The sequence below is a fragment of the Psychrobacter sp. 1Y10 genome, from assembly GCF_052259005.1.
In the GTDB taxonomy this organism is placed as follows: domain Bacteria; phylum Pseudomonadota; class Gammaproteobacteria; order Pseudomonadales; family Moraxellaceae; genus Psychrobacter; species Psychrobacter saeujeotis.
In genome coordinates, this window is the sequence record NZ_JBQQES010000012.1 from 1 (window position 1) to 12203 (window position 12203).

Sequence of the window (12203 nt, forward strand, 5' to 3'; positions counted from 1 at the left end):
TTTCTTGGTCATGGTAAACTCCTGTCAATACGCTTAGTTTACCAAGTTTAGTTGTACGGTTTCTTCAGCATAGCTCATCATAATCTAGCCTTATACACTATATGAATAATAGCATTCAGAGCCTTTCGACTTATCAAAATAAAATAGACCTATAGTAGGTCTACATATTATTAATATTTTGAACACTAGGATATTGAGGTGTATGCTACTTAGCAATCAATAATCCTACAGTAACTTCAAAACAATACTCATCTTTGTTAGTGATATTGACCGTCCCTTTATGAGCATTAGCAATAGCCTGAACGATAGATAAACCCAAACCTGATCCTGAATGGTGCTGGCTAGTTTTATCATGACGATAAAAGCGCTCAAACAATCGATCTGCTTCGCTTTGGTTTAGAGGTTTTTCTAGAAGGTTAGTAAAAGTTATCTCTAGCCAAGATTGCTTCGCGGTTTGAGTGTTACTTTGATCGTCTTCAAGCATCTTATAATTATTAACGGAAGTATTTGGAGTGTTGACAGTGGCTGATATTGTGACGACGCTATTACTAGCGGCGTAGTAGATCGCGTTTGATAGCAGATTAGCAAATAGCCTTTGTAATAAACCTTCATCGCCTAATACTGCCTTAAAATCTCCTAATTTTACAAAAGTTATTTTACGATCCTCGGCAATCATTTCAAAGTAATCTAACAGCTTATTGATTAGGACCTCAGTATCTACAGTAGTCACTTGCGAATCACTCAGTCCTTTTTGGGTTTTTGCTAGCAGTAGCATGTTGTTAATCATCGCCGATAATTGCTCTAAGGTGTCATGTTGCTGATGTAATTGTTCGACATATTCCTCTTCCTCTCTAGGCTTATTTAACATGACTTGCGTTTGCGTAATCAGCGTCGCTATTGGCGTGCGTAGCTCATGCGCGATATTGTCTGAAAATCGCGACAACGACTCAAAATTGCTTTCAAGCTTAGCCATCATCGAGTTATAGGATTCTGCTAAAGGTCTTAGCTCTAATGGCATATCACTAACTATTACTCTTTCGCTCAATTTTTCAGGATGAATACCTTTCATCCTTTGCACGATAGTGGATAAAGGGGCAAAACCCCAATACACGCTTAAGGCTGCTATTGAAACCAACAGTAGTGTGATGGCAAATAGGATCAGACTAAGTTGACGGTTAAACTGTAATAAATACTGATGATGCACGTCAATGGGTAAGGCGATAAGGGCAAGCATGTCATCGTCTCCAATAACCATAGCTCGATAACGTCTGTCTTTAATATTTATTACAAACTGTCTGTCATCATGATTTTGCTGTAATGATAATAGGTTAAAGTCGGCACTTAATTCATTAGCAAAGTTTTTGGGAGTACTAGATAGCAATCGCCCCTCTTTATCAGCAATGATAGTTTTTAGATCGTAATCTAGCGCTGATGAATGCAGGTGATCATCATTTTCTGTGGCTATTGTAGGAAGTAGATTTGAAGAAGCTTTCGAGCTTAGCGGTTGTTGAGTGTTTGATGGACTTTGAGGCTTAGGTAGTGTCTGAGAGGCTATTTGGTTATCCGCCTCTGTTACGCGCTTACGTAGATTAAAGGCTGCGTGGGTAATGATTTCAGCATCCATTTGCTCAAAATGGCCTTTAACAGAGTGCTGTACCCAGATATAGATTATCAACTGCGATAAAACGACAAACATCGTCAATAAAAACACAGTTCGCCATAGTAAGGGTAAGCGTCGATTGTCCAATCTATTTATCATATTGGCTATCTTCCGTTTCGCTGGCAGCTTTATTACTAGCTGAAACGTCGACAGCATCTAATCGGTAGCCCATGCCACGCACAGTATGAATTAGCTTGGTATCAAACTCATCGTCTATTTTTATACGCAGACGTCTTATTGCCACATCAATCACATTAGTATCGTTATCAAAGTTCATATCCCATACTTGTGAAGCAATGATTGAGCGTGGTAATACTTCACCGCGGCGCTCTAATAGAAACTGTAATAGGGAGAACTCTTTTGCGGTTAGTTTAATGGGCGTGTCTCCTCTATGTACAGTGCGCTTGGCAATGTCCATTTTGAGATCCGCTATTTGCATGAGCGTACTTTTATAGTCGGCTTGATTGGCGCGTCGTAATAAGCTTTTTATCCTGACTATTAACTCTGCAAAGGCAAAAGGTTTGGTCAGATAATCATCACCGCCAATCTCAATCCCCTTGATTTTGTCATCTAAATCATCTTTTGCGGTTAGAAATAACACTGGCGTATGCTTGCCAGCCGCTCGGTAATTACGTACTAGCTCAAAACCGCTAACATCAGGCAGCATAACATCCATGAGTATCACGCTAAACTCTTCAGTCATCATAGCATGGTAGCCATCTAAACCTGTCAGCTGATGATCAACAATGAAGCCTGCTTCACTTAAGCCTTTTTTTACATATTCGCCGAGTTTTAATTCATCTTCTACTAGTAGTACTTTCATAGTAATCCTTCAATATAATTATGATTTTATAATACCCAAATCAATATAAATGACAAAACGGACTGGTATCTGACAAAGATGTCATGCGCTCGTCATCAAATGGTCAGTCTTCGTTTGTTAATCTATACCTATAGTACATAGCGGCTCATTCTTGATACGAGTAGCTACTATGAATTATTACTACAGGTAATTAGTTTCAATATTTAATAATTTATTAAGGATGTTATATGAAAAGCTATCGTTCATTCAAAAAAGTGGTGCTGCTATCCGCTTCGATGCTTATCGGTATATCAGCAGCTAATGCGCATACTACCAATCTAAGCACTTCAATTATCGATAATTGCGATAACTTAACTACGTTTGCCAGAAATCTAGATCACAATAACGCGCAGATGTCTGATGCTCAAATGAAAAGCTATGTTGATGCACGAGTCGCTTGCGAAGTTCAGCATCAAGATCAACATCTGCAGTCTGAAAAGTATTTTATAAAAAAATATGGTAGCGATCGTGATAGAAATGCTGATGCCATACTAAATGAATACGTGCAGCATTAAAATATAAAAGTAGCAAGATGACAATATTGTCATCTTGCTGTCATCTCTCTGTCAGAATCAATAAGTTATGCTTTAGACTGAATTAATATCCTAAAGCTTTATGTACCCTCAACTAAATCAATTAAGGATTAACCATGTCACTCTTTAAATCAAAGTCTTTACCTAAAGCAATCGTAGCCACTGCCGTCGCTCTAGTCGTTTCAACCTCAGCTCTAGCACATGATCCTAAAATGCATGCTGAAAAAGATCAAATGAACTGTGAAAAAATGGAAAAGCATATGCAAATGATGCAAAAAATGGATCATAGCAAGATGGACATGAACGATCCCGCTATGAAATCAATGATGGCTAACATGGGTAAAATGAAACAAATGTATCAAAAGCACTGCGTAACAGATAAAAGTGACTCTTAAACATTGATTTTATAAATCCTTTATTACTGCTAGATAGTTTCATCAATCAGTAATAAGGGTTTGTAGGAAATATTTGTAGACGCTAAGAGTAGGGTATTAAAGAAAATGGATTTTAGGATAAACCCATGAAGTTTTTACTAGGAGTACTTTTCACTGTCGTGGTCGCTATTGTTGGTGTCTTTACTGTGGTTATGAGTGGTGTCATTAATATTGGCGCTGATCAAGGACATAGTCCATTGGTTTATAATTTCTTGGAGACGGCTCGTACCCGTTCAATAGCCTACGCTAGCAAGGACATTATTGTTCCAGATTTAGAAAAAGTAGAGATGATTAGCTCAGGCGGTGCCGATTACAAAGATATGTGCGCAGGCTGCCATTTGTCTCCTGGGGTAGAGAGCACTGATTTTAGTGAGAGCCTATACCCTAAGCCACCTAATTTCACTAATGCGCAAGTAGTTGATCGTTATAAAACGGATGCAGGAGCTCAGCAAAGTTTTTGGGCGATTAAGCACGGTATTATGGCATCAGGCATGCCAGCATGGGGTGCTTCTCATGACGACGATAGAATGTGGGCAATGGTCGCTTTTATTAGATCACTACCTGAGTTAAATGAGAATCAGTATACCATGCTAACCACTAGACTGGATGATGACATGATGGATATGTCACTGAATAGCGACATGATGGATATGTCAGAAGGTGGAGCTGGAATGCAGCATTAATTCTTCCATATTCCTTTATAAAAGCGCAGTGCTAAATAGTGCTGCCTTTTGGGATTTAAACTTTGCCTATACTACACTTAGTTATAGGGTATAAATCTTTAGAAGGTTCAACAGATAAGCAGACGCTTAGGAGTAAGTTATGAGACGCTATATAAATATAATGGGCAATGGACATAAAAAGGTATCAGCTTCTGCTCTTTTACTAGTAGCAACGTCAACAGTAATGGCTTGTAGTCAGCCCGATACTAGTGTTTCAAATTCTACTCAAACTGAGCCAACGCTTGCCACCAAAAGTGCTCAAATAGAGCAACCACAACCGCAAATGATGTCTGTCAGTGCTAATTCAGGTACTGGGTCGACAATTCTACAAAACGTCTCGGCTACAGTTTACAAAGATGCTAATTGTGGCTGCTGCAAAGAATGGGTAGGCTATGCCGAAGGTCATGGTCTAAGCGCAACTGCGCAAGACGTTACAGATTTATCTTTATTTAAAGAGCGTTACGGTGTCCCGCAGCAAATGCGCTCTTGTCATACCACCGTCACTACTAATGGTTATGTTTTTGAAGGTCACGTTCCTGCCAAATACATGGCACAGTTTCTAGCCAATCCGCCAACTGATTCCATCGGTCTTGCGGTACCGAGTATGCCAGTTGGTAGTCCGGGCATGGAATATCAAGATAAATTTATGCCCTATAAAGTCATGCAATTGAACAAGGATGGCAGCACTCAAGTGTATGCGGCTATTGAGTCGCCAGCGCAGCAGATGTAGTTCTATTAATAAGTTATCAGATATATAAGTTCAACTCTCATTTCATGGATTAACTTAGGTCAATATTATGAATAAAAACAGATTTAACCGCAGGCGTTTTTTGACAGGGTCATCCACCTTGCTCGGCGCGTCGATGCTATCCACACTACCGACGATGGCTAATAGTGCTTTAACTAAAAGCCAAAATGTCGTAGTCAATAGTGATAGAGCCGATCACATTGTACCTATACTAACGGGTAATGAATTTGATCTTTATGTCAGTGAGAAGATGATAACGGTCAACGGTAAGTCAAGCATGGCAACGCTGATAAATGACTCACTGCCTGCGCCAACGCTTAAGATGCAAGAAGGCGATACGGTCACCATTCGAGTCCATAATCAGCTGAATGAGTCGACCTCTATTCACTGGCATGGCCTCTTAGTGCCGTTTGAGATGGATGGCGTACCGGGTATCAGCTTTGATGGTATTCCTGCGGGTAGCACCTTCACGTACAAATTTAAACTGACACAGTCAGGCACTTATTGGTATCACTCGCATACTGGCTTCCAAGAGCAGACCGGTATGCGCGGGGCTATTGTGATTGAACCTAAAGGGCGCGAACGCTATCCTATCGAGGAAGACCATGTCATTTTGCTCAGTGATTGGACGCACCGTGACCCGCACAACTTGGTTAAACTATTAAAGCAACGCGCAGACTTTGATAATTATCATTTACCAGATTTTAAAAAGCTACTGTCCGATATTGCCGCAACAGATCTAAAAGCTGCTTTTGATAAGCGCAAAATGTGGAATCAGATGCGCATGATGCCGACAGACTTTACTGATCTGTCTGGTGAAAAAACCTTTACCTATCTGATGAATGGTAAAACCACAGCGGCTAACTGGACGCAACTTGTCAAGGCTGGACAGCCTGTCAAACTACGTTTTATTAATGGTTCAGCGCAGACGATATTTGATGTACGCATCCCCGGCCTAAAAATGAAAGTCGTCGCGACGGATGGGATTGATGTCAGTCCCGTCGATATCGATGATTTCCGTATTGGGGTGGCCGAGACTTATGATGTCATCGTGACGCCCACTAAAGACGCGCATACCATATTTGCTCAAAACATAGATCGGTCAGGCTATGTTGCGACAACGCTTGCTACCAAAAAAGGTGCTCGTCCTGCGATACCTGCTATGGACAAAATCGAATGGCTGACGATGGCCGACATGATGGGCGCCATGGGATCGAATGGCTATAACGCTAAACATGCCAAAACAGAATATGACTTTAAGTCCGATATGCGCGTTGATAGTCCGCGTATGAACCTTGATGACCCTGGTATTAATCTACGTAACATTGATAGAAAGGTTTTGAATTATAGTCAGTTGCGCTCTGTCGGCGATGAGATAATGGCAGAGCAGCGCAAACCCACCAGAGAGATTGAAATACATCTGACGGGAAACATGGAGCGCTATATTTGGGCTCTAGACGGGGTTATGTTCAAAGATGCCGCACCGGTCAATATTAAGCCCAACGAGCGCGTACGTATTACCTTAGTCAATGACACCATGATGAATCATCCCATGCATTTGCATGGTATGTGGAGCGATCTGCGGATGCCTTCAGGTGAGTTTCAAGTACGTAAGCATACGATAATGGTACAGCCTGCACAAAAGATAAGCTTTGATGTCACCGGAGAAGCTGGCAGATGGGCATGGCATTGCCACTTGCTCTATCACATGGAAGCAGGGATGTTTAGAGAAGTTGCCGTTGTTTAATAAACCTTCGAATATGAGCCTTATTATGAAAATATATAAAGTAGGTCTACCGTTTATTGGCATGTCATCTTTGATGCTACTAATGTCACCTTTAGCAAACGCTGCTGAGATGTCGAACATGGATCATGGCAGTATGGACATGTCTGGTATGGATATGTCAGATATGGATCACAGCAGCATGGATATGTCGGGCAATATGTCAGATATGGACCATAGTGGCATGGATATGTCGGGCGATATGTCAGGTATGGATCATAGTGGCATGGATATGTCGGGCATGGATCATGGCAGTATGGACATGTCAGGAATGCAAGGTGGCGAAGCACCAGCCGATGCTCGAAGCCCTGACTACTCGAACGGTGTTCCCTATGGTCGCTTTGGTAAGCCTGTGATGATGGGTAGCTTACCGTTATGGGGCGTATCAGTAGACGATTTGGGCTATCAATTTGACGATGATCAAATCAATTATGAGTTTGATACGTGGTACGGTACAGACAGCAACCGCGTAACGCTACGTAGCGAAGGTAGTATCCAAACTAAAGATGATAAAGAAATTGATAGCTTAACCTCACTATCTTACTGGAAGCCACTTAGTATTTTTTGGAATGGGGAAGCCGGTGTTGCTTATGATACCGAAAATGATAAATCTGCCGTGATGGCTGGTATTGCAGGCACTGCACCTTACTTCATCGAAACCGATGCTAGAGCTTATTTATATACTGATGGGCAAGTTCGTCTAGATCTAGGTGCGGAGTATGAGTGGCGCTTAGATCAACATTGGGTAGTGATTCCAGAAGTAGAGCTGACGGCATTTAGCAAAGATGATACAGATAACCATATTACTAAAGGCTTTAATGAGTTTGGGGCTGACGTTAGGCTTACTTACGAGATGTTAAGTCGTCAGCTCGCGCCTTATGTGGGTATCAGCTATGAGACCGCTTTAGGCAACGCAAGAGATTTGCGACGTCAAGAAGACGAAGCTGTTGATTCTAGTAGCGTTACAGCTGGTGTGAAATTTTGGTTCTAGTGTTAACCATGTAAGTAACAACAGTTTATAACACTAGCTCTAAAAAAAGGCACCTCTTTATTAGACCTCTTGCAAAAGTCATAGTTTAAGCTCGGAATTAATGATACCAGCAAATAGCTTCATTCTAAGATCGTAGCGCTGACGACGGTTGCGATATTTATGAGCCACGATTTTAAACAACTTGATTAAGCCTATTTTGTGCTCAACCACAATACGGAACTTTGCCAGATAGTGATTGGCCTGTTTGCATATCTCCAATAACTGACCACCACGAGGTTTCTTAAATGGTGTGAAAGTTTGCTTATGTAGATTTGCTATACCCTGATAACCACTGTCTGCTAGATAGTTAGTATTCTCAGGCAACCAATCAGGACAAGTATCTTTATACAGCTTAAAATCGTGGATTGACCCTTTACAGGTTTGCACATCGAGTATCAAACCAGTTTGCCAATGAACGATAACCTGCGCTTTTAAGGTGTGTTGTTTTTTCTTACCGCTGTAGTAGTCTCTTTGGTTTTTTTTGGACGCTCAATAGGGGTTTCGGTGGCATCGACAATGACGACTGACCAATTGATGTTCTCATCGACACGACTAGGCAGCTTTTTGGGCAATTCAAACTTACCTGAATCGATAAGTACGTCTTCTACTTTACGAATGATACGGCTAGCAGAAGACTCATGAATACCAAAGTCCATACTGATATGATAAAGCGTGCGGTATTCACGCCAATAAGTCAGGGCTAGTAGTATCTGCTCCTTAAGACTGAGCACACTTGGTCTACCTGATTTGGTCTTAGATGCTTCATGCTCTTGCATGGCCTCAAGCATGTTATAAAAGGTGGCTTTATGAATGCCAGTGTAGCGTTTAAAACCAGCGTCACTTTGTTTGAGTAGCTTATCTATGTTTGGCATATCTATTAAGTAAGTAGAGTTCAATAATATACGTTGTGTCTTATAATTACTTTTGCAAGAGGTCTATTTAGGTGCCTTTTTACTAAATTAAGGACAAGAATATGAATAACCATATGGATAATAAACAGAAGCAAATGAACCCTTATGTAAAGTTCACAATCATGATTTTAACATCGACAGTCGTGATGTTTATCATGATGTATTTTAATACTTATCAATGGGATCACGTTTATTTTAGCGAAACCAGAGCTTATATGGCGTTATATATGGGCGCTATGATGGCTATTATTATGCTCGCCTTTATGACCAATATGTATAAAAAGACTAAGGTCAATCTAATGGTTTATGGGATTAGTGTCGTGCTATTTGCCTTTGGTTTATGGGGCGTTAGATCACAACAAACGGTCGATCAAGTGGATTGGATGCAGGCGATGATACCGCATCACTCGATTGCTATTTTGACCAGTTCGCGTGCTGATATCGAAGATCCACGTGTACGTCAGCTTGCTGATGACATTATCGAAGCACAAAAGCGTGAAATCGGTGAGATGCAAGCACTTATTGATGAGTTGGAATAATATATTATGATACCAATAAGTAAGCTCTTCTTTAAAAACTATTTACTATATCGCGTCTTTTAATTCTAACTATACCTACTCCTTACTTCAAAAATAACCTGTAAAACTGAAGTTCTACGAAGAAATAGATTAAGGTCGAATAAGTATGAAGCAAGATAGAACGACTCGCTATCAGAAGGATAGTTTGACATTATCAGGAACAGTTATGCTAGGTACCGGTGTCATGATCGGTGCTGGTATTTTCGCTCTGACCGGTCAGATGGCTCAGATGACGGGTTCGCTTTTCCCACTTGCTTTTCTAGCCGCCGCAATCGTTGTTTCTTTTAGTGCCTATTCTTATATCAAAATCTCTAACGCTTACCCGTCGGCTGGCGGTGTTGCAATGTACCTGCATCAGGCATACGGAGATCGTTTACCGACTGGATTTAATGCCCTGCTGATGTATTTCTCCATGGTTATAGCGCAGAGCTTTTTGGCCCGGACGTTCGGGTCATACACTATGCAGTTATTCGGTGGCGATGACAGCGGTCGCATGGTATCCATCCTTGGCGCCGCGCTTATTCTTGCTGCGTTCTTTATCAATTTACTTGGTAATCGTTGGATTCAGGGGGTTGCATCGGTTATCGGTATTATAAAAATTGTCGGTATTCTTATATTCGGGTTGGTTGGTATCTGGCTAGCTGATAGCTTTGCAGTTGATTCTTCTACATTAGATGACACTAATACTGTTGGTGACTTTCTTGGCGCAACGGCGCTAGGCATACTGGCATTTAAAGGCTTTACCACGATTACCAACAGTGGCTCGGAAGTAAAAAATCCTCATCGCAACGTCGGCCGTGCCATTGTAATATCAATCGCAATATGCGTAGTTATTTACACTCTAGTCGGTTTCGCGGTGTCTAGTAATCTATCTCTTGCCGAAATCATCGAAACTAAAGATTACTCCTTGGCTGCCGCCGCACGCCCAGCACTTGGCGACTATGGTCTATGGTTCACAGTTGCAATCGCAATGGTAGCTACCGCTGGCGGCCTCCTTGCTAGCATCTTCGCAGTCTCTCGTATGCTTGCTATGTTGACTGAGATGAAGCTGGTGCCTCATCGTCATTTGGGAATGCCGGGAAGCGTTCAAAAACATACGTTGGTCTATACTGTGGTGTTGGGTTTAGCTTTTACGACGTTATTTGACTTATCACGAATTGCAGCGCTTGGCATTGTTTTCTATCTAATTATGGATATCGCCATTCATTGGGGTGTTTTGCGATACCTTCGTCAGGATATAAAGGCGGTGATGTGGGTGCCTATAGTGGCCATACTTCTTGACCTGTTGGTTCTCGGCGGTTTTGTCTGGATTAAACTAAACTCAGATCCATTCGTACTTGGCGTAGCAGTCGTCACTATTGTAGTGATTGCTGTGGCTGAGCAGGTTTACCTGAAATCTTCAGCGAGGAAAAAAGCTATCGAAAAAGATACGCTTGCAGACCATCATTGACAGTAACATCAAAGAGTTTACAGAAAATTGTTTGGTTAAAAATTGCATAGATTTAAGCGTCTGCTTACTATCTTCAAGAATTGATTTCATGCAATACGATATTCATAAAGACAACAGGGAAAGTAAGCTATGAATGAGTCATTTAATCACGCTGGAACTTGGGGTCTCGCACTAATTGTTATTGTTCTGATTTCTTGGTTCTTTTACCGTTATTTCGCACCAAAGAACTGGCGTGAATGGGCGGGTGCTGGTGTAGTTCAGGCTTTCATTATTGCACTTTACGCAGAAATGTATGGCTTTCCGCTCACTATATATTTATTAGTACGGTTTTTTGGTTTGGACAGCCAATATGTCAGCGCTAGCTTATGGTCGACCCTTGTTGGTTTAGGTGAGACAGGCATGATGATCTCAATGCTACTCGGCTATGCTATTGCATTTTTAGGAGTCGGTCTTTTTGCTCAAGGTTGGCGCCAAGTCCACAAAGCACGAGGGGAAAATCGTTTAGTAACTGATGGACTCTATGCCTACGTACGTCATCCTCAGTACACCGGGTTGTTTATTGCACTGTTCGGTGAGGGTGTGGTGCATTGGCCAACTCTGTTTTCAATCGGTCTGTTTCCAGTGATTGTGCTTGTATACACATGGTTAGCTCGACGTGAGGAACGGCATATGTTTGAAGAGTTTGGTAAAGACTACCTTGCTTACAAACAGCAAGTGCCAATGTTTATTCCTCAATGGGGTCAATGGCGTCAACTTGCCGCCGCCGCACGAGTTAAAAAGTAATATCAATACAGGATAAAGCTTTAATTCATACAAATCCTTAGAGTTAGCATGGTTAGATACGATTGGTTATCTTGAGCTTGAACCACATCATACAATAGTGAGGATTACTAAGATGGTCAAATCAAACTTAACAACAAGTACTTTAAGGATTGCCCCTGTTGGCAATAGTGTATCGTTGTTTCTACTTATTAGTTATCTATTATGCATAGGGTTTGGTTTACTCGCACCCGAACAGATAGCGATGCACGAAGCTTGGGCACCTCTACTACCTGGCTTTGAGTGGTTAACATGGACAGGTTTTCTAATTGGACTTGTAGAATCATATCTTTACGGTTGGTATTTCGCCATCTTGTTCGTGCCACTATATCGTTGGTTCGCCAAAGTGCGCTAAAGATATTGATATATTAACAGTCAGTAAACCTCTTCGGTTCGAGTAAAAATTAATTGAAGAGTTGGAGTGATCACAGTTTAGACTGAGGAGAAATCATAATGAATGGGTCAATGCACGGCATGATGAATGGATCGATGCACGGTATGGGTTGGGGAGAATCTATTGTCTCCTTATTGTTTACAGTACTGGTTTTTGCGGTACTGATATTGACTATTATGGCCTTACTCAAATATTTGCGTAATAAAGATTAAGTTCCAATTGAAACTTAATTTTCGAGATATCTAGATTAGTAATTAGATGAATAGCAATTAAAGGTTG

At 41.2% G+C, this 12203-nt stretch carries 14 protein-coding genes and 1 pseudogene; 11 read left to right on the top strand and 4 right to left on the bottom strand.

The genetic code is table 11. From position 1 onward, the window contains the following. Window positions 1-205: 205 nt before the first annotated feature. Both ACTXGH_RS12895 and ACTXGH_RS12900 read right to left on the bottom strand, forming a co-directional pair. On the bottom strand, window positions 206-1759 hold the full coding sequence (locus ACTXGH_RS12895; protein ID WP_439296988.1) for an ATP-binding protein: 1554 nt from the start codon (window positions 1757-1759) through the stop codon (window positions 206-208). Further along, window positions 1749-2483, bottom strand: coding sequence for a heavy metal response regulator transcription factor (locus ACTXGH_RS12900; protein WP_025645672.1), 735 nt, complete (start codon window positions 2481-2483; stop codon window positions 1749-1751). Before ACTXGH_RS12900 ends, ACTXGH_RS12895 begins: the two co-directional genes overlap by 11 nt. Window positions 2484-2710: 227 nt before the next feature. On the opposite strand from ACTXGH_RS12900, the gene ACTXGH_RS12905 reads away from it, so the two are divergent. The 6 genes from ACTXGH_RS12905 (at window position 2711) to ACTXGH_RS12930 (ending at window position 7733) form a co-directional block, all read left to right on the top strand. Then, window positions 2711-3037, top strand: coding sequence for a hypothetical protein (locus ACTXGH_RS12905; protein ID WP_439296989.1), 327 nt, complete (start codon window positions 2711-2713; stop codon window positions 3035-3037). A gap of 134 nt (window positions 3038-3171) precedes the next feature. Further along, window positions 3172-3450 (top strand): hypothetical protein, encoded by a 279-nt coding sequence (locus ACTXGH_RS12910; protein WP_193006275.1) that lies wholly within the window; start codon window positions 3172-3174, stop codon window positions 3448-3450. Window positions 3451-3575: 125 nt separating this feature from the next. After that, a complete protein-coding gene (locus ACTXGH_RS12915; protein WP_025645677.1) occupies window positions 3576-4172 on the top strand; it encodes a c-type cytochrome in 597 nt (198 codons plus the stop codon). Between the two features lie 139 nt (window positions 4173-4311). Next, entirely contained in the window at window positions 4312-4941 is a 630-nt protein-coding gene (locus ACTXGH_RS12920; protein ID WP_025645678.1) for a DUF411 domain-containing protein, read from the top strand. A gap of 67 nt (window positions 4942-5008) precedes the next feature. Next, complete coding sequence (locus ACTXGH_RS12925) at window positions 5009-6706, top strand: copper resistance system multicopper oxidase (protein WP_439260842.1); 1698 nt, start codon at window positions 5009-5011, stop codon at window positions 6704-6706. Window positions 6707-6731: 25 nt separating this feature from the next. Continuing rightward, on the top strand, window positions 6732-7733 hold the full coding sequence (locus ACTXGH_RS12930) for a copper resistance protein B (protein WP_443559230.1): 1002 nt from the start codon (window positions 6732-6734) through the stop codon (window positions 7731-7733). Window positions 7734-7811: 78 nt separating this feature from the next. Here the strand turns inward: ACTXGH_RS12930 and ACTXGH_RS12935 are convergent. Together ACTXGH_RS12935 and ACTXGH_RS12940 are read right to left on the bottom strand one after the other, a co-directional pair. Next, a pseudogene (locus ACTXGH_RS12935) lies at window positions 7812-8195 on the bottom strand (transposase family protein); the annotation flags it as partial. Between the two features lie 8 nt (window positions 8196-8203). After that, the gene (locus ACTXGH_RS12940) at window positions 8204-8644 is read right to left on the bottom strand and encodes a helix-turn-helix domain-containing protein (RefSeq protein ID WP_439297437.1); all 441 of its coding nucleotides are present in this window, start codon (window positions 8642-8644) and stop codon (window positions 8204-8206) included. Between the two features lie 101 nt (window positions 8645-8745). Here ACTXGH_RS12940 and ACTXGH_RS12945 point away from each other — a divergent pair, with 101 nt between their 5' ends. The 5 genes from ACTXGH_RS12945 to ACTXGH_RS12965 all read left to right on the top strand — a co-directional run bounded on the left by ACTXGH_RS12945 (window position 8746) and on the right by ACTXGH_RS12965 (window position 12136). After that, window positions 8746-9222 (top strand): DUF305 domain-containing protein, encoded by a 477-nt coding sequence (locus tag ACTXGH_RS12945; protein WP_037059145.1) that lies wholly within the window; start codon window positions 8746-8748, stop codon window positions 9220-9222. A gap of 145 nt (window positions 9223-9367) precedes the next feature. Next, window positions 9368-10711, top strand: a complete 1344-nt coding sequence (locus tag ACTXGH_RS12950) for an APC family permease (protein WP_068037337.1) — start codon at window positions 9368-9370, stop codon at window positions 10709-10711. A 129-nt stretch (window positions 10712-10840) separates the two neighbouring features. Next, entirely contained in the window at window positions 10841-11494 is a 654-nt protein-coding gene (locus tag ACTXGH_RS12955; protein ID WP_068037334.1) for a methyltransferase family protein, read from the top strand. A 112-nt stretch (window positions 11495-11606) separates the two neighbouring features. After that, window positions 11607-11885: a DUF5676 family membrane protein gene (locus ACTXGH_RS12960; protein WP_025645689.1), complete on the top strand. Its 279-nt coding sequence runs from the start codon at window positions 11607-11609 to the stop codon at window positions 11883-11885. Window positions 11886-11983: 98 nt separating this feature from the next. Further along, a complete protein-coding gene (locus tag ACTXGH_RS12965) occupies window positions 11984-12136 on the top strand; it encodes a hypothetical protein (RefSeq protein WP_286708072.1) in 153 nt (50 codons plus the stop codon). Window positions 12137-12203: the final 67 nt, after the last annotated feature.